We start from the raw sequence: 21,818 nt of genomic DNA on the forward strand, positions 1-21,818 counted from the left end.
CGCGGGACACTGGGCGCATGACGACGACCAGCCCCCCGCAGACCGGAGAACTCTCGCTCCCGGCGCGGCCGGGCTGGCCCGACTCGTCGGGGCACTTCGGGGCCTTCGGCGGCCGGTTCGTGCCCGAGGCGCTGATCGCCGCGCTCGACGAGCTGACCGAGGCCTACGAGGCGATGCGGGTCGACCCCGCTTTCCTCGCCGAGTTCGCCCGCCTGCAGCGCGACTACACCGGCCGGCCCAGCCCGGTCACCGAGGTGCCGAAGTTCGCCGAGCACTGCGGCGGCGCCAGCGTCCTGCTCAAGCGGGAGGACCTCAACCACACCGGCTCGCACAAGATCAACAACGTGCTGGGCCAGGCGCTCCTGACCAGGCGGATCGGCAAGCAGCGGGTCATCGCCGAGACCGGCGCCGGCCAGCACGGCGTGGCGACGGCGACCGCCGCGGCGCTCATGGGGCTGTCCTGCACCGTCTACATGGGCGAGGAGGACACCCGGCGCCAGGCGCTGAACGTGGCCCGCATGCGGCTGCTCGGCGCCGAGGTGATCCCGGTGACCACCGGTTCGCGCACCCTCAAGGACGCGATCAACGAGGCCTTCCGCGACTGGGTCACCAACGTGGAGACCACCAACTACGTGTTCGGCACCGTCGCCGGGCCGCACCCGTTCCCCGCGATGGTCCGCGACTTCCAGCGGGTCATCGGCGACGAGGCGCGCGTCCAGGTGCTGGAGCGGGAAGGGCGGCTCCCCGACGCCGTCCTGGCCTGCGTCGGTGGCGGCAGCAACGCGATCGGCATCTTCACCGCCTTCGTGCCCGACGAGGGCGTGCGGCTGGTCGGCCTGGAGGCCGGCGGCGACGGCGTCGACACCGACCGGCACGCGGCAACCATCACCGGCGGCTCGCCGGGCGTGCTGCACGGTGCGCGCTCGTACCTGCTCCAGGACGAGAACGGGCAGACGATCGAGTCGCACTCGATCAGCGCCGGCCTCGACTACCCCGGCGTCGGCCCGGAGCACTCCTACCTGCACGACATCGGCCGGGCGGAGTACCGGGCGGTCACCGACAGCGAGGCCATGGAGGCGTTCGCGCTGCTCTGCCGGACCGAGGGCATCATCCCGGCGATCGAGTCGGCGCACGCCCTCGCCGGGGCCATGAAGCTGGGGCAGGAGCTCGGGCCGGACACGCTGCTCCTGGTGAACCTCTCCGGGCGCGGTGACAAGGACGTCGAGACGGCGTCCCGGTGGTTCGGGCTGGGCGACCGCGAGGAGGTCGACCCGGGCCCGGGGCTGGACACCGACCAGCAGCCCACCGAGGGTGCGGTCAGCAACGACGAGGCCGTCGCCGGCCCGGAGGCGGGGGAGCAGGCATGAGCGGGCTCGCAGAGCGGATCTCCGCGGCGAAGGAGGAGGGGCGCGCGGCGCTCATCGCCTACCTGCCGGTGGGGTATCCCGACGTCGACGCCTCGATCGCGGCCATGGTGGCCATCGTCGAGGCCGGGGCCGACGCGATCGAGATCGGGGTGCCCTACAGCGACCCGGGCATCGACGGCCCGGTGATCCAGGAGGCCGTGGACGTCGCCGTGCGGGCCGGGGTGGGCATGCCCGACGTGCTGCGGGCCGTCCGGGCGGTGGCCGACGCCGGCGCCGTCCCCGTGGTGATGAGCTACTGGAACCCGATCGAGCGCTACGGCGTCGACCGGTTCGCGGCCGACCTGGCCGCCGCCGGGGGCGCGGGGGCGATCACCCCCGACCTGATCCCCGACGAAGCGGCCGGGTGGATCGCCGCCAGCGACCGGGAAGGCCTGGACCGGGTCTTCCTCGTCGCGCCGTCGTCGACCGACGCGCGGCTGCGCTCGACGGCCGACGCGAGCCGCGGGTTCGTGTACGTCGCCTCCACCATGGGCGTGACCGGTGCCCGCGACGAAGTGAGCGACGCGGCGCAGACGCTCGTGGCCCGGACGCGCGAGGCGCGGCCGGACATCGCCCTGTGCGTGGGTCTCGGGGTCTCCAACGGCGCCCAGGCCGCCGAGCTCGCCGCCTTCGCCGACGGCGTCATCGTCGGCTCGGCCTACGTGCGGGTGATGCTCGAGGGCCGTGGGGCCGACGGCGTCCGCGCGCTGACCGAGGACCTGGCCGCCGGTGTCCGCCGGGCGGGGGTGTCGGCATGACCGTGCTCGCGGCCATCCCGAGCCCCACCCAGGGCGTCTGGGAGCTCGGCCCCTTCCCCGTCCGCGCATACGCGCTCTGCATCATCGCCGGCATCGTGGCCGCCATCGTCATCACCGAGCGGCGCTGGGTGGCCCGCGGCGGCGCCCCGGGTGACGTGCTGGACATCGCCGTGTGGGCGGTGCCGTTCGGCATCGTCGGCGGCCGGATCTACCACGTGCTCTCCAGTCCGCGGCCGTACTTCGGCGAGAACGGCGACCCGCTGCGCGCCTTCGCCATCTGGGAGGGCGGGCTCGGGATCTGGGGGGCCATCGCCCTCGGGGCCGTCGGCGCCTGGATCGCCTGCCGTCGCCGCGGCATCCCGCTGCCCGCCTTCGGTGACGCGCTGGCCCCGGGTCTGCTGGTCGCGCAGGCGATCGGCCGGCTGGGCAACTGGTTCAACAACGAGCTCTACGGCGGCCCGACCGACCTGCCGTGGGCGCTGACCATCTACGAGTGGAGCGGTGGCGAGGCCGTCGTCGGCGCCGACGGGCAGCCGGTGGTGCTCGGCACCTTCCACCCGACGTTCCTCTACGAGCTGCTGTGGAACCTCGCCGCCGCGGCGTTCGTGATCTGGGCCGACCGCCGCTTCCGGCTCGGGCACGGGCGGGCCTTCGCCCTCTACGTCGCCTCCTACTGCGCCGGACGGCTCTGGATCGAGCTGATGCGGACCGATCCGGCCGAGACGTTCTTCGGCGTCCGCGTGAACGTCTTCACCTCGGTCGTCGTCGGGCTCCTCGCGGTGGCCTACTTCGTCTGGCAGCGCGGCCGGCCGCGGGAGGTCATCGACCGGGGCGCACGGGTCGCCGGCGCACCGCCGGAGGACCGGGCAGCCGAGCCCCCGGCCGAGACTTCGGTCACCCGCGTGGGTGAGGACGATCACCGCCCGCCGACGGCCTCCTGACGCCTCGCGAGCGCGCCGGTCCGGCCACCGTTCGCCGGTAAGCCGTCAGCCCGTCACGGATCGGCTTCGGTCGTGTCAGGACGGCGTTACCGCTGTGTACCCTTCGGGCTGACCCGCCAGCGATCCTGGCCGGGTCGTCGTGTCGGAACCGGGCCAGCGCTGCCCCGCGGACGACGGCTCCCCGGCACCACCGGGAAGCTCGCGCGCCACCGCGGCCGGTGCACCTGAGACCGGCCGGCACGCCGCGCTCCGCACCTGCCGCCATCTCCGCCGCCCTTGACCTCCGGCCCGGGCCCCGCCCCCCGTCCTCCCCGCGAGGGACGACGGTGCGCCGACGACGGGAGTGACATGACCGACCTTCCCGCCTCCGCCACCGCGGCAGCGCCCACCTCCGCGGCTCCCGCGGTCCCCTTCTCGGCCCTGCCCGCCCCGAGCGGGCTCTACGACCCGGCGAACGACAAGGACGCCTGCGGTGTCGCTTTCGTGGCCGACGCCCGCGGCCGCCGGAGCCGGCGCATCGTGCAGGCCGGGCTGACCGCCCTGCACAACCTCGACCACCGGGGTGCCGCGGGCTCCGAGCCCAACTCCGGCGACGGGGCCGGCATCCTGACCCAGATCCCCGACGGGCTCCTGCGCGCCGGCGTCGGCTTCGACCTGCCGCCGATGGGCGAGTACGCCGTCGGCATCGCGTTCATGCCGGTGGACGAGGCCGAGCGCGCCGCGCGCGTCGAGGACGTCGCCCGCCTCGCCGAGGAGGAGGGCCTGACCGTCCTCGGCTGGCGGGACGTGCCGGTCGACCCCGACGGCGCCGACCTCGGCCCGACCGCCCGCGCGGTCATGCCGCACTTCGCCCAGCTCTTCGTCGCCGAGACGATGGGCGGCCGGGCCGACGGGACCGCCTTCGGCGGCAACGTGGTCTGCAACGGCGTCACCCGCCTCGAGCGCCGCTCCTTCGTGCTGCGCAAGCGCGCCGAGCGCGCCGCCGTCGACGCCGGCAGCTCCCTCTACATCACCTCGCTCTCGTCGCGGACGATCACCTACAAGGGCATGCTGACCACCGACCAGCTGCCGCTGTTCTTCCCCGACCTGCGCGACGAGCGCTACGAGTCGGCGATCGCCCTGGTGCACAGCCGGTTCTCGACCAACACCTTCCCGAGCTGGCCGCTGGCCCACCCGTTCCGCTTCATCGCGCACAACGGCGAGATCAACACGATCAAGGGCAACCGCAACCGCATGCGGGCCCGCGAGGCCAAGCTCGAGACCGAGATGTTCGACGGCCCGGCCGGTCCCGCGTCCGAGCTCGGCCTGGAGCGGATCTTCCCGGTCACGGCCAGCGACTTCAGCGACTCGGCCACCTTCGACGAGGTGCTGGAGCTGCTGCACCTGTCGGGCCGCTCGCTGCCGCACGCCGTGCTGATGATGATCCCGGAGGCGTGGGAGAACCACGACGAGATGGACCCGGCCCGCCGGGCCTTCTACCGGTTCCACTCCTCGATCATGGAGCCGTGGGACGGGCCGGCCGCCGTCTGCTTCACCGACGGCACGCTGATCGGCGCGGTGCTGGACCGCAACGGGCTGCGCCCGGGCCGCTGGTGGCACACCAAGGACGACCTGGTGGTCATGGCCAGCGAGGTCGGCGTGCTCGACATCCCGGCCGCCGACGTCGTCGCCAAGGGCCGGCTGCAGCCGGGCCGGATGTTCCTCGTCGACACCGCCTCCGGGCGGATCGTCTCCGACGAGGACGTCAAGGGCGCCCTGGCCGCCGCACAGCCGTACGAGGACTGGCTGCACGCCGGCCTGGTGCACCTGCCAGCGCTGCCCGAGCGCCGCCGCTCGCGGCCCAGCCACGAGTCGGTCGTCCGCCGGCAGCTCCTCTTCGGCTACACCGAGGAGGACCTCCGCCTGCTGGTGACGCCGATGGCGGCCACCGCCGCCGAGCCGATCGGCTCGATGGGCACCGACACCCCCATCGCCTCGCTGTCGGACCGGTCCCGGCTGCTCTACGACTACTTCGGGCAGCTGTTCGCCCAGGTGACCAACCCGCCGCTGGACGCCATCCGCGAGGAGCTGGTCACCAGCCTGGGCCGCACCTTCGGCCCGGAGCAGAACCTGCTGGACGCCACCCCGGCGTCGTGCCGGCAGGTGCACCTGCCGTTCCCGGTCATCGACAACGACGAGCTCGCCAAGATCCTGCACATCGACGACGACGGCGACCTGCCCGGCTACGCCGCCGTCCGGATCACCGGGCACTTCGACGTCAAGGGCGGCGGGGCGGCGCTCGCCGAGGCCATCGAGCAGCTGCGGACGAAGGTCTCCAAGGCCATCTCCGCCGGCGCCCGGATCATCGTGCTGTCCGACCGCGACTGCGACGAGCAGCGCGCGCCGATCCCGTCGCTGCTCATGACCGCCGCCGTGCACCACCACCTGGTGCGGGAGAAGACCCGCATGGAGGTCGGGCTGGTCGTCGAGTCCGGCGACTGCCGCGAGGTGCACCACGTCGCGCTGCTGCTGGGTTACGGCGCCGCCGCGGTCAACCCCTACCTGGCGTTCGAGTCGATCGAGGACCTGATCCGCGACGGCGTGCTCACCGGCGTGGAGCCCGCGCAGGCCGTCCGCAACGTGGTCAAGGCGCTGGGCAAGGGCGTCCTCAAGGTCATGAGCAAGATGGGCATCAGCACCGTCGGCTCGTACACGATGGCGCAGATCTTCGAGGCCGTCGGCCTCTCCCAGGACCTGGTCGACGAGTACTTCACCGGCACCTCGTGCCCGCTGGGCGGGGTCGGCATCGACGTCCTCGCCGAGGAGGTGGCCATGCGCCACCGCCGCGCCTACCCGGAGAACCCCACCGAGCGGGCGCACCGCCGGCTGGAGACCGGTGGCGAGTACCAGTGGCGCCGCGAGGGCGAGGTGCACCTGTTCAACCCCGAGACGGTGTTCCTGCTCCAGCACGCCACCCGGGCGCGGCAGTACGACGTCTTCGAGAAGTACACGCAGACGGTCGACCAGATGTCGGAGAACGCCGCGACCCTGCGCGGCCTGTTCACCCTCCGGACCGGCGTGCGCCCCCCGGTGCCGATCGACGAGGTCGAGCCGGTCAGCGAGATCGTCAAGCGCTTCAACACCGGGGCGATGAGCTACGGCTCCATCTCCCAGGAGGCGCACGAGACGCTCGCGATCGCGATGAACCGGCTCGGCGGGCGGTCCAACACCGGGGAGGGCGGCGAGGACCCCGACCGGTTCCTGCCCGACCCCAACGGCGACCTGCGCCGCTCGGCGATCAAGCAGGTGGCGTCCGGCCGGTTCGGGGTCACCAGCGAGTACCTGGTCAACGCCGACGACATCCAGATCAAGATGGCGCAGGGCGCGAAGCCCGGCGAGGGTGGCCAGCTGCCCGGCGGCAAGGTCTACCCGTGGGTGGCGCGCACCCGGCACTCCACGCCGGGCGTCGGGCTGATCAGCCCGCCGCCGCACCACGACATCTACTCGATCGAGGACCTCAAGCAGCTCATCCACGACCTGAAGAACGCCAACAACGAGGCGCGGGTCCACGTCAAGCTGGTCGCCGAGGTCGGGGTCGGGACGGTCGCGGCCGGGGTCAGCAAGGCCCACGCCGACGTCGTCCTGATCTCCGGGTTCGACGGCGGCACGGGTGCTGCGCCGCTGACCTCGCTGAAGCACGCGGGTTCCCCGTGGGAGCTCGGGCTGGCCGAGACCCAGCAGACGCTGCTGGCCAACGGCCTGCGCGACCGCATCGTGGTGCAGGTCGACGGCCAGATGAAGACCGGCCGCGACGTGATCGTGGCGGCGCTGCTGGGCGCCGAGGAGTTCGGCTTCGCGACCGCGCCGCTGGTGGTGTCCGGCTGCGTGATGATGCGGGTCTGCCACCTGGACACCTGCCCGGTCGGCGTGGCCACCCAGAACCCGGAGCTGCGCAAGCGGTTCACCGGGCGGCCGGAGTTCGTCGTCACCTTCTTCGAGTTCCTCGCCGAGCAGGTGCGGCACTACCTGGCCGAGCTGGGCTTCCGGTCGATCGACGAGGCCGTCGGCCACGCCGAGCTGCTCGACACCCGGCAGGCCGTCGGGCACTGGAAGGCGCAGGGGCTGGACCTCTCGCCGGTGCTCGCCGTCCCCGAGCTGCCCGAGGGCACCCCCCGGCGGGCGGTCCGCGGCCAGGACCACGGTCTGGACGTCGCGCTGGACCAGACGCTGATCCAGCTCTGCGAGGGCGCCCTGCTCGACGCGCGGCCGGTCAGCCTGGAGCTGCCGGTGCGCAACGTCAACCGCACGGTGGGCACGATGCTCGGCTCGATGGTGACCCGCCGGTTCGGCGGCGAGGGGCTGCCCGACGGCACGATCGACCTCACCTTCGGTGGATCGGCCGGCCAGTCCTTCGGCGCGTTCGTGCCGCGCGGCATCACGATGCGGCTGTTCGGTGACGCCAACGACTACGTCGGCAAGGGGCTCTCCGGCGGCCGGATCGTCGTCCGGCCCTCGCGGGAGGCGTCCTTCGCCGCCGAGGACAACGTCATCGCCGGCAACGTGATCGGCTACGGCGCCACGAGCGGGGAGATCTTCCTGCGCGGCCGGGTGGGGGAGCGGTTCTGCGTCCGCAACTCCGGTGCCCTGGCCGTCGTCGAGGGCGTGGGCGACCACGCGCTCGAGTACATGACCGGTGGCCGGGCGGTCATCCTGGGGCAGACCGGCCGCAACATCGCGGCCGGCATGTCCGGCGGGATCGGCTACGTGCTCGACCTGGCCCGGCACCGGGTGAACACCGAGATGGTCGACGTCGAACCGCTGGACGGCGAGGCGGCGCAGTGGCTCCGGGACGTGCTCGTGCGGTACGCCGCCGACACCGAGTCGCCGGTGGCCGGCGCGCTGCTGGCCGACTGGGGCCGCTGGTCCGGGCAGTTCAGCGTGATCATGCCGCGGGACTACCGGCGGGCCCTGGAGGCCCGGCGGGCGGCCGAGGCCGCAGGCGTCGACGTGGATCGAGCTGTTATGGAGGCGGCACGTGGCTGACCAGACCGGTTTCCTCAAGTACGAGCGCGCCCTCCCGCCGCGCCGGCCCGTGGAGCTGCGGCTCCTGGACTGGAAGGACGTCTACACCCGGCGGGAGAACGGCGAGGACCCGCTGTTCCCGACGGCGGAGGTGCGCACCCAGGCGGCCCGCTGCATGGACTGCGGCATCCCGTTCTGCCACCACGCCTGCCCGGTGGCGAACCTCATCCCGGAGTGGAACGACCTGGCCCGCCGCGACGACTGGCAGGACGCGATCGAGCGGCTGCACGCCACCAACAACTTCCCGGAGTTCACCGGGAAGCTGTGCCCGGCGCCGTGCGAGGGCTCCTGCGTGCTCAACCTGCAGGAGTCCCCGGTCACGATCAAGCAGATCGAGTGGGAGATCATCGACCGGGCCTGGGACGAGGGCTGGGTGACCCCGCAGACCCCCGCCGAGCGCAGCGGCCGGAAGGTCGCCGTCATCGGCTCCGGCCCCGCCGGGCTGGCCGCCGCCCAGCAGCTCACCCGCGCCGGGCACGACGTCACCGTCTACGAGCGCGCCGACCGCGTCGGCGGGCTGCTCCGGTACGGCATCCCCGAGTTCAAGATGGAGAAGTCCGTCCTGGACCGGCGGCTGGACCAGATGCGCGGCGAGGGCACCCGGTTCGTCACCGGGGTCGAGGTGGGCGGCAGCGGCGAGGGCGACCTGTCGGTCGAGCAGCTGCGGGCGGACTTCGACGCCGTCGTGCTCGCCGGTGGTGCGACCGTCGGCCGGGACCTCCCCGCCCCCGGGCGGGAGCTGGCCGGCATCCACCTGGCCATGGAGTACCTGCCCTACGGCAACCGCCAGGCGCTCGGCGAGCTCGACGACCCGCCGATCAACGCGCACGGCAAGCACGTGGTGATCATCGGTGGCGGTGACACCGGGGCCGACTGCCTGGGCACCGCCCACCGGCAGGGCGCGGCCTCGGTGGCCCAGCTGGAGATCATGCCGGCGCCGCCGGACCGCCGTGACCAGGGCGCCAACCCGTGGCCGACCTACCCGATGATCATGCGGGTCTCCAGCGCGCACGAGGAGGGCGGGGAGCGGCTGTACTCGGTCAACACCGAGAAGTTCCTGGGCGACGACGCGGGCAACGTCCGCGCGCTGCTGCTGCACGAGGTGGAGCGGGTCGACGGCCGCTTCCAGAAGATCGAGGGCACCGAGCGCGAGCTGCCGGCCGACCTGGTCTTCCTGGCCATGGGCTTCACCGGCGCGCAACGGGAGGGCCTGGTGGACACCCTGGGCGTCGAGGTCGACGGGCGGGGCAACGTCACCCGTGACGACGACTTCATGTCCACGGTGCCGGGCGTCTTCGTGGCCGGCGACATGGGCCGTGGCCAGTCGCTCATCGTGTGGGCCATCGCCGAGGGGCGGGCCGCCGCGGCGGCGGCCGACACCTGGCTGACCGGCGAGTCCATGCTGCCGCGCCCGGTGACCCCCACCGCCGTCGCCCTGCGCTGACACCGCGCTCCTCCGGACCGCACCGCTGAAACACTGCGGTCCTCCGGACCGCACCGCGGCCAGGAGCCGTCCCCGACCGACGCGGAGCCCTTCCCCGTGTCCCGGTCGGGGACCCTCCGGGCCCCGCGACCGATCCACCACCCCGGGGCGGGACCCGCCGACACGCCGGTCCCGCCCCGCCACGGAGTTCGTCGTGGCACTAGCGTTATCGCCATGTCCCGCCGCGCGAAGATCGTCTGCACCCTGGGTCCGGCCACCAGCTCCGCCGAGCAGGTCACCGCCCTCGTCGAGTCGGGCATGGACGTCGCCCGCCTCAACTTCAGCCACGGTTCGCACGAGGACCACGCGGTCGCCTACGGCCGGGTGCGGGAGGCCTCGGACCGCATCGGCCACGCGGTCGCCATCCTGGCCGACCTGCAGGGCCCCAAGATCCGCCTCGGCACCTTCGCCGACGGCCCGGTCATGTGGGTCACCGGCAGCCAGATCTGCATCACCGTCGAGGACGTCGCCGGAACCGCGGAGCGGGTGTCCACCACCTACAAGGACCTCGCCAACGACGTCCGCGTCGGCGACCGGCTGCTGGTCGACGACGGCAACCTGTCGCTCAGCGTCGTCCGGGTCGACGGCCCCGACGTCTTCTGCCTCGTCGTCGAGGGCGGCAAGGTCTCCAACAACAAGGGGCTGTCGCTGCCCGGCGTCGCCGTCAGTGTGCCGGCGCTCTCGGACAAGGACGAGCGCGACCTGCGCTTCGCCCTGCACCTGGGCGTCGACTTCATCGCGCTGTCCTTCGTGCGCTCGCCCACCGACGTCGCCCTTGTGCGCGACATCATGCGGCAGGAGGACATCTACGTCCCGGTCATCGCCAAGCTGGAGAAGCCCGAGGCGGTGCGCAACCTCGACGCGATCGTGGAGGCCTTCGACGGCATCATGGTCGCCCGCGGCGACCTCGGCGTGGAGCTGCCGCTGGAGCAGGTGCCGCTGGTGCAGAAGCGGGCGATCCAGGCGGCCCGCGAGCGCAACAAGCCGGTGATCGTCGCGACCCAGATGCTCGAGTCGATGATCGTCAACTCCCGGCCCACCCGCGCCGAGGCCTCGGACGTCGCCAACGCGGTGCTCGACGGCGCCGACGCGGTGATGCTGTCGGGGGAGACCTCGGTGGGGCAGTACCCCATCGGCGCCGTCCGCACGATGGACCGGATCATCAGCGCCGTCGAGGGCGACCACCTGTGGGTGCCCGAGGTGGCGCGCCGGTCGCGGTCCCGGTCCGGGGCCATCGTCCGCGCCGCCCGGGACATCGGGGAGTCCCTCGACGTCAAGGCGCTGGCGACCTTCACGCAGACCGGTGAGACGGCCCGCCGGCTGGCCGCCCTGCACCCCCGGCAGCCCCTGCTGGCGTTCACGGTGGACGCCCGGGTGCGCAGCCTCCTCGCCCTGTCCTGGGGCGTGGAGACCTTCCTCGTGCCCGCCGTCGAGCACACCGACGACATGGTCGAGCAGGTGGACTTCTCGCTGCTGTCGATCGGCCGGCTCCAGGTGGGCGACCGGGTCGTCGTGGTCGCGGGCAGCCCGCCCAACACCGTCGGCTCGACCAACCTCATCCGCGTCCACGAGGTGGGTACCGACTCGTGACCGAGGCGACCGCCGGCAGCCAGGCGGCGTCGCTCATGACGGTGCTGGACCTCGAGCAGCGCGACACCGACCTGTACGTCGGCCAGACCCCGCGCAGCCCGCTCCAGCGGATCTTCGGCGGACAGGTGGCCGGGCAGGCGCTGATGGCGGCCACCCGGACGCTGCCGGAGGGGCGCGCGGTGCACTCGCTGCACTCCTACTTCCTGCGGCCCGGCGATCCGCACGAGGAGATCCGCTACGCCGTGGACCGGATCCGGGACGGGCGCACCTTCACTACCCGCCGGGTCGTGGCATGGCAGCGCCGCAAGGGTGCCGACGTCGCGATCTTCTCGCTGACGGCCGACGCCTCGGCGCCGCAGCCTGCGGTGGCCGAGCACGCCCGGCCGCTGCCCGACGTCCCCGCGCCCGAGGAGCTGCCGACCCTCGCCGAGCTGGTCGCGCCCTACGGGGAGCAGGCCTCGGCGGCGCTGGCGATCAGCCGGGCGGTGGAGCAGCGGCTGATGGAGGACCCGTTCAACCGCGAGCCCAAGGTTCCGCCGCGCACGAAGACTTACGCCTGGATGCGGGTGGCCGGCCGGCTGCCGGAGGACGACGCCGTGCACGCCGCGGCGCTCACCTTCGTCAGCGACCTGACGCTGCTGTCGGCAGGGCTGGCCCGCCTCGGCGGCGGCTGGGGCGGGCGCTACGTGGGCGCGAGCCTCGACCACGCGGTCTGGTTCCACCAGCCGGTGCGCGCCGACCAGTGGTTCCTGTACGAGACCGACAGCCCGGCCGCCTCGGCCGGGCGCGCGCTCTGCTTCGGTGACATCTGGGCCGCCGACGGCACCCACGTGGCGACCGTCGCCCAGCAGGGCCTCATCCGCTCCCTGGAGCGCTGAACGACCTGCCGGGCGACGCCGCGGCGTCTCAGGCCGGGTGCTCCGCGCCCTCCGCGGTGGCGTCCTCCGCGCCGGCGTCCGGCGCCGGCTCCGCGACGGGCTCCTGCGCCGGCTCCGCCGGCGGCTGCTCGGCCTGCTCGCGCGCCGCCCGGTCGGCCTCGGCCTGCTGGCGCTCGGCCTCCGCGCGCCGGCGCTCGGCGGCGCGCGCCGCGGCCTGCTCGGCCGCCTGCGCCGCGAAGTCGGCGGCCAGCCAGTCGTGGCCCTCGACCAGCAGCGCCCAGACCCGCTGCACGTGGGCCCGGGTGGTCGCGGGGGAGCCGATGGAGACGCGCAGCACCACCTCGCGGCGGACCGTGGTGTGCGTCAGGAAGACCTCACCGCCGTCGTTGAGCCGGTCGAGCAGCGTCATGGTGGCGACGTCGGCGTCCACCCCCTCGGGCCAGCGGGGGCGCAGGCAGACCAGCGCGAGGGGGTGCGGCGTCACGACGTCGAACCGCTCGTCGGCGTCGGCCCACCCGGCCAGCTCCTGGGCGAGGGCGACGTGGCCGCGGATGTGCGCCCGCAGGCCCTCCGCGCCGTACCAGCGGACGACGAACCACAGCTTGAGGGCGCGGAAGCGACGTCCCAGCTCGATCTGCCAGTCGCGGTAGTCGACGACGGCCCCGGCGTCGGTGGCGGCGTTGCGCAGGTAGTCCGGGAGGATGGCGAGCGCGCCGGTGAGCGCCGCCCGGTCGGCGACCCAGAACAGGGTGGCGTCGAAGCCGGTGAGCAGCCACTTGTGCGCGTCGGTGGTGTAGCTGTCGGCCCACTCGACGCCGGCCTGCAGCTCGCGCAGCTCGGGCGCCACCGCGCTCACCCCGGCGTAGGCGGCGTCGACGTGCAGCCACACGCCGTACCTCTGGCAGATCGGGCCGATCGCGGCCAGCGGGTCGACCGCCGTGGTCGACGTCGTGCCCACCGTCGCGCACACCAGCACGGGCCGGTGGCCCCGGGCGGTGTCGCGCTCCAGCCGGGCGGCGAGCGCGCCGGGGTTCATGGCGAGGTCGCCGTCCACCTCCACGATCCGCACCGCGTCGGTGCCGAGACCGGCGATGCGGACGGCCTTCTCCATCGACGAGTGCGTCTCGCTGGAGACGTACACAGTGGCGCGGTCGGGCTGGACGCCCTGTCGCACGGTGGCCCCGCCGCTGGACCGGTGCAGCGCGGCCAGGAGTGCGACCAGGTTGGCCCCGGAGCTGGAGTCCTGGACCACCCCGCCACCGGTGCCGGTCGAGCGGAAGGACTCCGGCAGGCCGAGGAGCTCGGCGAACCAGTCCATGACGTGCTGCTCGAGCTCGGTCGCCGCGGGGCTGGTCACCCACGACATGCCTTGGACGCCCAGCCCGGCGGACACCAGGTCGCCCAGCACGGACGGCCCGGAGGTGTTGGCGGGGAAGTAGCCGAAGAAGCCGGGGTGCTGCCAGTGGGTCAGGCCCGGGACGACCACGCGGTCGAGATCGGCGAGCACGGCGGAGAACGGCTCGCCCTGCTCCGGCGCGGCGTCCGGGAGCGCGGCACGGACGTCGCCGGGGGAGACCTGGGACCGCACGGGGAGCGTGCCGACCCGGCTCCAGTAGTCGGCGATCCAGTCGACCACCTCGTGGCCGTGGCGCCGGAACTGCTCGGGGGTCATGTGCGGAGCGGGCTCGGTCACGGTGCCACCGTATTGCGTCCGCTCCGCCGGGCTCCGGTGGCTCCCGGAGCGGTGGCCGCCCGGTTCAGCGCCGGGGGATGGTGAGCTCGCGCAGCGGCTGCCCGCCGTCGACGAACAGCCGGGCACCGGGCGCGGTCGCCGCGCCGAGCCGGCGGAGCACCACGGCCCCCGCCGCGGGGTGCCGGCCGTCCAGCGCGCCGACCCGGACCGCGAAGACGACGTCGAACGGTTCGTCCTCCGGGGTCAGGACGAAGTCCTCGGCGGCGACGTGGCGCAGGCGCAGCCGTCCCGTGGCGAGGTGGCCGGCCGACGCGGCGGCCGCCTGGGCGATCGCCGCCGCGGACCGGTCGATCGCGAGCACGTGACCGGTGACGAGCCGGTCGGCGACGGCGCGCGCTGCGGCCCCGGGGCCGCAGCCGATCTCCAGGACCCGGGAGTGCGGCTCGAGCGGGAGGGCGGTCACGACGGCGGCCAGGCGGGCCGACAGGCCGGAGGGCACGGGCCGCAGGCTAGCGCGTCGCTGCGTCCACTGAGGTGCCCCCGGTGCGACTCGAACGCACACTGCGCGGGTTGTGAATCGCTCGACCGCTTCCTGAGGTGCCCCCGGTGCGACTCGAACGCACACTGCGCGGGTTTTGAATCCGCTCCCTCTGCCGATTGGGGTACGGGGGCGCGCCGGTGGTGCCGGCCGCCCGAGCAGCCTAGCCGGGCGGTGCTCCCCGGCCGACGTCGCTAGGCTCTGCTGCCGTGACCAGCGAGCCGATCCGCGTCCTGATCGCCGAGGACGAGGCGCTGATCCGCCTCGACCTCAAGGAGATGCTCGAGGAGGAGGGGTACACGGTCGTCGCCGAGGTCGGCGACGGCCAGCAGGCGGTCGACCGGGCCGAGGAGCTGCGGCCCGACCTCGTCATCCTCGACATCCAGATGCCGGTGCTGGACGGGCTGTCGGCGGCGGAGCGGATCGCGTCGTCCCGGACGGCGCCGGTGATCGTGCTGACCGCGTTCAGCCAGCGGGAGCTGGTGGAGCGGGCCCGGGACGCCGGGGCGATGGCCTACCTGGTGAAGCCCTTCTCGAAGAACGACCTGGTGCCGGCGATCGAGGTGGCCCGCGGGCGGTTCGCGGAGATGACCGCCCTCGACGGCGAGGTGCGCACCCTCGAGGAGCGGCTGGAGACGCGCAAGGTCGTCGAGCGGGCGAAGGGCCGGCTGATGGCCGACCACGGGATGACCGAGGCCGATGCGTTCCGGTGGATCCAGCGCACCGCGATGAACCAGCGGTCGAGCATGAAGGCCCTCGCCGAGGCGGTGCTCGAGGGCGCCGTCACCCCGGAGGGCAGCTCCGCCTGACCGATCCGGCGGATTTCCCGGCGTGTCGTGCGCCCGCCCACGGGTGGATGGCCAGGTCACGACCTCATCACTATCCCCGCGCAGCCGGGTGCATCGCTCCGATCGGCGGCTAGGTTCTGCGCACCGATCGGCGTCCGGTCGGCGGTCGTCGCGTACGCGCGCCGGCGCCGGACGCACTGATGACACTGGGAGTTGCTTGATGCGCACTGGCACAACTGCCCGCGGCATCGCCGTCACCGGTGCCGCCCTGCTGGCGCTGACCGCCTGCGGCGGCGGCGACGAGGGGACCACCCCGGCCGCTGAAGGTGGCGGCGGCGACGGCGAGAAGCAGGTCAACGTCTACGGCACCGACGGCAACATGGGCAACGCCCTGGGTGAGTCGTTCACGGAGGAGGGCGCGCTCGCCGGCATGCGGGGAACCACGCCGCTGACCGAGCTGGGGTCGGAGTTCACCGACCGCCTCCTCGAGATCGACCCGGCGCTCGAGGACTTCAACTACGCCGGTGAGACCTACGACGCGATCATGATCTCGGCGATCGCCTCGATGCTGGCCGGCAGCACCGACCCTGCCGTGTTCGCGCCGTACATCAACGGCGTCACCTTCGGTGGCGAGACCTGCGAGACGTTCACCGACTGCAAGGCGATCGTCGACGGGGGCGGCAACCCCGACTACGACGGCATCTCCGGCCCGCTGGCCTTCGCCGAAGCGGGCGAGCCGTCGGTCGCCAGCTTCGGCATCCTGCAGTTCGGCCCGGACAACGCGATCGCCTCCGACGAGACGGACTTCGTGCTCGCCGGCGACGAGGCCAACGCCGCCTCGGACGAGGGTCCGGCGCCCGCGGCGCCGGGAGCGACCTCCGACGACCCGCTGGTCATCGGCACGCTCCTGCCGCAGACCGGCGACCTCGCGTTCCTCGGCCCCCCGGAGATCGCCGGCGCCGACCTGGCCGTCCAGGAGATCAACGAGGCCGGTGGCGTGCTCGGCCAGCCGGTGCAGCTGATCCAGCGCGACTCCGGTGACACCTCCACCGACATCGCGACCCAGTCGGTCGACGCCCTCCTGCAGGAGAACGTCGACGTCATCGTCGGTGCGGCCTCCTCGGCCGTGACCCGCACGGTCATCGACAAGGTCACCGGTGCCGGCGTCGTGCAGATCTCGCCCGCCAACACGTCGGACGAGTTCACCACCTACAACGACAACGGTCTGTACTTCCGAACCGCGCCGCCGGACACGCTGCAGTCGCGGGCGCTGGCCGACCTGATCATCGAGGACGGCGCCAACACCGTCGGCATCCTGGCCCGGAACGACTCCTACGGCACCGGCCTGGCCGAGAACACCGTCGAGAACCTCGTCTCCAGCGGTCTCGCCGAGGACAGCATCGAGCTGGTCATCTACGACCCCACGGCGGCGAACTTCGACGCCGAGGTGCAGCAGATGGTCGACCTCAACCCCGACGCGGTCGTGGTGATCGGCTTCGAGGAGTCGGCCCGCATCATCGACGGGCTCAACGCAGAGGGCGTCGGCCCCGCGCGGAACTGACCCGGCCGGCGGGTCGCTGATCCGCTGACCGCCCACCAGGGGCCCGGCACCGTCATGGTGCCGGGCCCCTGTTGCTGTGCCCGGGCCGCCGACCGTCCGCCCCCGACGTCTTCCCGTCGCCATCCCGCTGCCTTCGGGCGGCCTCTCAGCAGCCTCCTGGCGGCAGCCCGGGCGGGGGGTGGGGGTCCGGCCACCCGTCGCGCCGGTCCGAGCTCTCGGCGACCGGTACCGGGCGCCGGGTGGGTGGCGCGCAACGGCCGACGGGGGCACGAGAACGGCGCCGGCACCCGTGAGGGGTGCCGGCGCCGTGGTCGCGCGGTACGGGGGCTCAGTGCGCCTTGGCCAGCGTCCCCAGGTAGAGCTCGATGACCTTCGGGTCGTGCATGAGCGACTCGCCGGTCGCGGTGTAGGCGTTGCGGCCCTGGTCGAGCACGTAGCCGCGGTCGCAGATCTGCAGGCAGCGCCGGGCGTTCTGCTCGACCATGATGATCGAGACGCCGGTGGCGTTGATCCGCCGGCAGCGGATGAACACCTCGTCCTGGTAGGCGGGGGACAGGCCCGCCGACGGCTCGTCGAGCAGCAGCACCGACGGCTCCATCATGAGCGCGCGGCCCATGGCCACCATCTGCCGCTCGCCACCGGACAGCGAGCCGGCCTTGATCTTGCGGCGCTCACCGAGCATCGGGAACAGGTCCGCGACGTAGTCGAACCGCTCCTTGAACACCTTGGGCCGCAGGTAGGCGCCCATCTCCATGTTCTCCTCGATCGTGAGCGAGGGGAACACGTTGTTGTTCTGCGGCACGTAGCCGACCCCGAGGGACACCAGCCGGTGCGCGGGTGCCGACGTGATGTCCTCCCCGCGGAGGGTCACCGCGCCGGAGCGGACCGGGATCAGCCCGAACAGCGTCTTGAGCAGGGTCGACTTGCCGGCCCCGTTGGGCCCGATGATGCCGACCAGCTCACCGTCGTGCAGGTAGAAGTCGCAGCCGTTGAGGATGTTGACCCCGGGGACGTAGCCGGCGACGAGCTCGTCGGCGCGCACGAGCGCCCCTTCGGCCAGCCGGACGTGCTCGCCGCGGGTGGCGGCCAGCTCGGCCGGGGAGACCCCGTCCGCGCCGGTGATGGCCCGTTCGTCCGGTGTTCCGCCGTCGCCGCCGGACCCCACCTGGAAGAGCGGGTCTTCGCTGGCCGGGTTGTCCATCGTGCTCATCGGGCGGTGCCTCCGGAGTCGGAGCGGGGAGCGCGGGCCGCCCCGCCGTCGGCGTCGCGGGCGATGATCGCGTCGGCCTCGGCCAGCTGGCGGTCCTCGTCCTCGATGGTGAGAGCGGCGTCGTGGTGGGCGCCGAGGTAGGCGTCGACCACGGCCTTGTTCTGGCTGATCGACTCGGGCGGGCCCTCGGCGATCACGTTGCCGGCGGCCATCACCACGACCCAGTCGCTGATGTCCCGGACGACGTCCATGTCGTGCTCGACGAAGATCACCGTCATGCCCTCCTCGCGGAGGTCCTTGACGTGCCCGAGCAGGCTCTGGGTGAGCGCGGGGTTCACCCCGGCCATCGGCTCGTCGAGCATGACGACCTTCGGGTCGCTCATCAGCGCGCGGGCCATCTCCAGCAGCTTGCGCTGGCCGCCGGAGAGGGTGCCGGCGAAGTCGTCCTTCTTGGCGTCGAGCTTGAACCGCCGCAGCAGCTCGAGGGCCTTCTCGGTGTTCTCCCGCTCCTGCTTCCGCCACAGGCCGGGCACCAGGGCGGAGAAGAAGCGCTCGCCCTTCTGCCCCTGGGCGCCGAGCAGCATGTTCTGCAGCACGGTGAGTCGGGACAGCGCCTTGGTCAGCTGGAAGGTGCGGACCACGCCCAGCCGGGCCACCTGGTGCGAGGCGAGCTTGCCCAGCGGGCGGCCGTCGAAGGACCAGGTCCCGCCGTCGGGCTGGTCGAACCCGGTGAGCAGGTTGAACAGCGTCGTCTTCCCGGCCCCGTTGGGGCCGATGAGCCCGGTGATGCCGCCGCGCTGGATCTCCAGGTGGTCGACCGACACCGCGGTCAGGCCACCGAAGGTGCGGGTGACGCCGTCCACGACGATGGCCGGGTCGGGCTTGGCGACGCCGACCTCCCACGGGAGGTCGCGCAGCGCCGCCTGGGCCAGCCGCTGGGGCGGCCCCCCGGCGCGGCCCGTCGCGGACAGGGCGTGCGCGCCGGTGGCCGGCGTGGGCTCAGCGGGCATCGAGCATCACCTCTCGTCGGTCACCGAAGATGCCCTGCGGCCGGAACACCAGCAGCAGGATCAGCCCGAGACCGATGATGACGAAACGGATCTGCGCGACGTCGGTCGTCGTGAGCAGGCCGTCGGGGATGACGCCGTTCTCCGTCAGGCTGCGCAGGCCGGAGTCGGCGAACTGGATGATGAAGTACATCAGCATGGCGCCGATGACGGGACCGAGCACCCGGGCCGCGCCGCCCAGGATGAGGGCCGCGTAGGCGAGGAACGTGTTGGCGTTCTGGTACTGGTCCGGGGTGGTCGAGCCGGTGCCGACGGCGTAGATCATCCCGCCGAGGGCGCCGAAGACACCGCCGAGGACGAGCGCCTGCATCTTGTAGACGTAGACGTTCTTGCCCAGGGCGCGGACGGCGTCCTCGTCCTCGCGGATGGACCGCACGACGCGGCCCCACGGGCTGCGCACCAGGGCCCAGACCAGCAGCGACGCCAGGGCGACCAGGGTCCAGCCGACCGCGGTGACCCACAGGTCCGCGCCGCTCCAGAAGGTGCCCAGCAGCCGGTAGCGGCGGCCGGTGTCCCAGGGCGCGAGCTCGACGAAGCCGCTGTTGAAGCCGGAGATGCCCCGGGAGCCGTTGGTGACCGGGGTGGCCGAGACCGACCGGAAGAGCAGCCGCAGGCCCTCGGCGGCGGCGATCGTCGCGATCGCCAGGTAGTCGGCCCGCAGCCGCAGCGTGGGCAGACCCAGCAGCAGGGCGAGGACGACCGCGGCCAGCAGCCCGATCAGGACCCCGACCCAGAAGTTCAGCCCCCACTGGCTCACCGAGATGGCGATGCCGTAGCCGCCGAGCAGGGCGAAGGCGATCTGGCCGAAGTTGAGCAGCCCGGTGTAGCCGAACTGCATGTTGATGCCGATGGCCAGGAGGGCCAGGAAGACGGCCTGGAAGCCGATCCCCGCCTTCAGGGCGATCGCCAGTGCGTCGATGATCTCGCCCATTGCTCAGCCCACCCGAACCCGACTGCCGAGGATGCCCTGCGGCCGCACCATGAGGATGACGATCAGCAGTAGCAGCCCGCCGACGTACTTGATGTCGTTGGGGACGACGAGCGTGGACATCTGCACGAAGACGCCCACGACGATGCTCCCCACCAGCGCGCCGTACGCGGTGCCCAGCCCGCCCAGGGTGACCCCGGCGAACATCAGCAGCAGCAGGCGGAAGCCCATGTCCCACTGCACCTCGTCGGACAGGCCGAGGAGGACCCCGCCCAGGGCGGCCAGCGCGCCACCCATCATCCAGACGACGAGGATCACCCGGTTGACGTCGATGCCCGAGGACGCTGCCAGGTCGCGGTTGTCCGCGACCGCGCGCATGGCCTTGCCGATCTTCGTCCGCTGCAGCATCAGCGCCACCAGCAGGAGCACGACCAGCGCGACGAAGATCGAGTACAGGTCCTTGTCGGTCAGCGTGAACGGGCCGTAGTCGACCGCCCGCTGGCCCCGGTAGTCGGCGTAGGCCTCGGAGCTGCCACCGAAGATGATCTGGTAGCCGTAGCGCAGCAGCAGCGACAGGCCGATCGAGATGACCAGCGCCGCGACCAGCCCGGTGCCGCGCCGCCGCAGCGGGCGCCACAGCAGCCGCTCGTTCAGCGCACCGATGCCGGCGCCGATCACCATCGCCAGCAACGCGGCGGGGATCAGCGGGACGCCGCCGTCGACGTTGATGAAGTACGCGACGATCGCCCCGATGGTCACCAGCTCGCCGTGGGCGAAGTTGGTCAGGCCGGTCGTGCCGAAGATCAGCGAGAGCCCGACGGCGGCCATGGCGATCAGCAGCCCGAAGCGGAAGCCGTCGACGAGCAGCTGGACCCACCGGACGTTGCCGCCACCGGAGTTCCGGCTGCCGTCGTCCAGGCCGATGATGACGCCCTGGTTGCGGCCGGGGTCCACGGTCACGGTCCGGCTGTTGCCCGAGTTGAACTCGACGCCCTCGGGCAGCGAGTCCTCGGGAACGGTCACCGTGTACTGGCCGGGACCGGGCAGCTCGACGGCGAACCGCCCGTTGTCGTCGGTCTCGTCGGTGCCCACCTCGTCCCCGTCCGGGGTGGTGACGACGACCTCGACACCCGAGATGGGGCCGCTGACACTGGTGCGGAGCGTGCCGGAGACCTGCTCGGCGGCGTCCTCGGCCGCGTGTGCGGCGCCCGGGGCCAGCGCGGCGAGGCCCGCGGTGAAGAGGACCACCAGGAGCAGCCGCAGCGCGGTCAGCCCTCTGGGCGGTGGCCCACCGGCCGGCGTCCGAGCCCCCGCGCGTGCGGGCCTGCTTCGTCGACCGTGCCGGCGGACACGGTCCGTCGGGTGCGTCACTCGACCTCCTCGGCGGATTCGTTGAGGAGGGAACCTAACGCAGTTCTCCGGGCCAGCTGTCCCCGTGCACCCAGACGTGACCTTTCTGCGACACGCCGAGGAGCCGAGCGGTCGCCGGCTCAGGCCTTCCTCGACGCGTTGAGCGACATGCAGGTGAGCCGCGCGGTGGCGGTCTGGTTGCCCTGCTCGTCGCTGATCTGGATGAGGAACGTCGACAGGGTCCGGCCCCGGCGCACCGGCGTGCAGACGGCCGTCACCTGGCCCGACGTCGCGGCCCGCAGGTAGCTGACGTTCAGCTCGATGCCGACGACCTGCCGCTCCGGCCCGGCGCCCACGGCCGCGGCCATGGAGCCGATCGTCTCGGCCAGGGTGCAGGTGGCCCCGCCGTGGAGCAGGCCGAAGGGCTGCTCGTTGCCGGCCACCGGCATGGTCGCGACCATCCGGTCGGGATTCCAGTCGGTGATCTGCACGCCGACCTTGTCGTCGAGCGGGCTGGTCAGGCCGTCGGGCAGCCAGGCGGGGGGAGGGGTGCTCACGGCTGGCAC

Annotated in this window: 16 protein-coding genes and 1 tRNA gene; 9 read left to right on the plus strand and 8 right to left on the minus strand. The window is 72.9% G+C overall.

What is annotated here, in order from left to right; translation table 11 throughout:
* The first annotated feature begins 17 nt into the window (after positions 1–17).
* From trpB to BD833_RS17385, 7 genes are all read left to right on the plus strand, one after another.
* Positions 18–1,367 carry a tryptophan synthase subunit beta gene (gene trpB / locus BD833_RS17355; protein WP_166534412.1) on the plus strand — a complete coding sequence of 450 codons (1,350 nt, stop codon included), beginning with the start codon at positions 18–20 and terminating at the stop codon, positions 1,365–1,367.
* Complete coding sequence (trpA, locus tag BD833_RS17360) at positions 1,364–2,164, plus strand: tryptophan synthase subunit alpha (protein ID WP_166534413.1); 801 nt, start codon at positions 1,364–1,366, stop codon at positions 2,162–2,164. Before trpB ends, trpA begins: the two co-directional genes overlap by 4 nt.
* Entirely contained in the window at positions 2,161–3,105 is a 945-nt protein-coding gene (gene lgt, locus BD833_RS17365; protein WP_243737754.1) for a prolipoprotein diacylglyceryl transferase, read from the plus strand. The genes trpA and lgt overlap by 4 nt, the downstream gene beginning before the upstream one ends.
* Before the next feature lie 348 nt (positions 3,106–3,453).
* Entirely contained in the window at positions 3,454–8,127 is a 4,674-nt protein-coding gene (gene gltB, locus BD833_RS17370) for a glutamate synthase large subunit (RefSeq protein WP_166534414.1), read from the plus strand.
* Complete coding sequence (locus BD833_RS17375) at positions 8,120–9,610, plus strand: glutamate synthase subunit beta (protein WP_166534415.1); 1,491 nt, start codon at positions 8,120–8,122, stop codon at positions 9,608–9,610. The genes gltB and BD833_RS17375 overlap by 8 nt, the downstream gene beginning before the upstream one ends.
* A 213-nt stretch (positions 9,611–9,823) precedes the next feature.
* Positions 9,824–11,239 carry a pyruvate kinase gene (pyk, locus tag BD833_RS17380; RefSeq protein WP_166534416.1) on the plus strand — a complete coding sequence of 472 codons (1,416 nt, stop codon included), beginning with the start codon at positions 9,824–9,826 and terminating at the stop codon, positions 11,237–11,239.
* Complete coding sequence (locus BD833_RS17385; protein ID WP_243737755.1) at positions 11,236–12,117, plus strand: acyl-CoA thioesterase; 882 nt, start codon at positions 11,236–11,238, stop codon at positions 12,115–12,117. The genes pyk and BD833_RS17385 overlap by 4 nt, the downstream gene beginning before the upstream one ends.
* A 28-nt stretch (positions 12,118–12,145) precedes the next feature.
* Here the strand turns inward: BD833_RS17385 and BD833_RS17390 are convergent, their stop codons facing one another.
* The 3 genes from BD833_RS17390 to BD833_RS17400 all read right to left on the minus strand — a co-directional run bounded on the left by BD833_RS17390 (position 12,146) and on the right by BD833_RS17400 (position 14,482).
* Positions 12,146–13,810 carry an aminotransferase class V-fold PLP-dependent enzyme gene (locus tag BD833_RS17390; protein ID WP_243737756.1) on the minus strand — a complete coding sequence of 555 codons (1,665 nt, stop codon included), beginning with the start codon at positions 13,808–13,810 and terminating at the stop codon, positions 12,146–12,148.
* Positions 13,811–13,874: 64 nt separating this feature from the next.
* Positions 13,875–14,309, minus strand: a complete 435-nt coding sequence (locus BD833_RS17395; protein WP_166534417.1) for an SAM-dependent methyltransferase — start codon at positions 14,307–14,309, stop codon at positions 13,875–13,877.
* A gap of 99 nt (positions 14,310–14,408) precedes the next feature.
* Positions 14,409–14,482, minus strand: a tRNA-Leu gene (locus BD833_RS17400).
* Between the two features lie 75 nt (positions 14,483–14,557).
* On the opposite strand from BD833_RS17400, the gene BD833_RS17405 reads away from it, so the two are divergent.
* On the plus strand, positions 14,558–15,157 hold the full coding sequence (locus BD833_RS17405) for an ANTAR domain-containing response regulator (RefSeq protein WP_166534418.1): 600 nt from the start codon (positions 14,558–14,560) through the stop codon (positions 15,155–15,157).
* A 199-nt stretch (positions 15,158–15,356) separates the two neighbouring features.
* Entirely contained in the window at positions 15,357–16,697 is a 1,341-nt protein-coding gene (locus BD833_RS17410; protein ID WP_166534419.1) for an ABC transporter substrate-binding protein, read from the plus strand.
* 328 nt (positions 16,698–17,025) lie between these two features.
* Here BD833_RS17410 and BD833_RS17415 read toward each other — a convergent pair whose 3' ends face one another.
* The 5 genes from BD833_RS17415 to BD833_RS17435 all read right to left on the minus strand — a co-directional run bounded on the left by BD833_RS17415 (position 17,026) and on the right by BD833_RS17435 (position 21,809).
* Positions 17,026–17,907 carry an ABC transporter ATP-binding protein gene (locus BD833_RS17415; protein ID WP_208092739.1) on the minus strand — a complete coding sequence of 294 codons (882 nt, stop codon included), beginning with the start codon at positions 17,905–17,907 and terminating at the stop codon, positions 17,026–17,028.
* Positions 17,904–18,917 carry an ABC transporter ATP-binding protein gene (locus BD833_RS17420; protein WP_208092740.1) on the minus strand — a complete coding sequence of 338 codons (1,014 nt, stop codon included), beginning with the start codon at positions 18,915–18,917 and terminating at the stop codon, positions 17,904–17,906. Before BD833_RS17420 ends, BD833_RS17415 begins: the two co-directional genes overlap by 4 nt.
* Positions 18,907–19,905: a branched-chain amino acid ABC transporter permease gene (locus BD833_RS17425; RefSeq protein ID WP_166534420.1), complete on the minus strand. Its 999-nt coding sequence runs from the start codon at positions 19,903–19,905 to the stop codon at positions 18,907–18,909. Before BD833_RS17425 ends, BD833_RS17420 begins: the two co-directional genes overlap by 11 nt.
* 3 nt (positions 19,906–19,908) lie before the next feature.
* The gene (locus BD833_RS17430; RefSeq protein WP_243737757.1) at positions 19,909–21,150 is read right to left on the minus strand and encodes a branched-chain amino acid ABC transporter permease; all 1,242 of its coding nucleotides are present in this window, start codon (positions 21,148–21,150) and stop codon (positions 19,909–19,911) included.
* A gap of 242 nt (positions 21,151–21,392) precedes the next feature.
* The gene (locus tag BD833_RS17435; protein WP_166534421.1) at positions 21,393–21,809 is read right to left on the minus strand and encodes a PaaI family thioesterase; all 417 of its coding nucleotides are present in this window, start codon (positions 21,807–21,809) and stop codon (positions 21,393–21,395) included.
* Positions 21,810–21,818: the final 9 nt, after the last annotated feature.

It is taken from the genome of Blastococcus xanthinilyticus, assembly GCF_008124835.1.
In the GTDB taxonomy this organism is placed as follows: Bacteria; Actinomycetota; Actinomycetes; order Mycobacteriales; family Geodermatophilaceae; genus Blastococcus; species Blastococcus xanthinilyticus.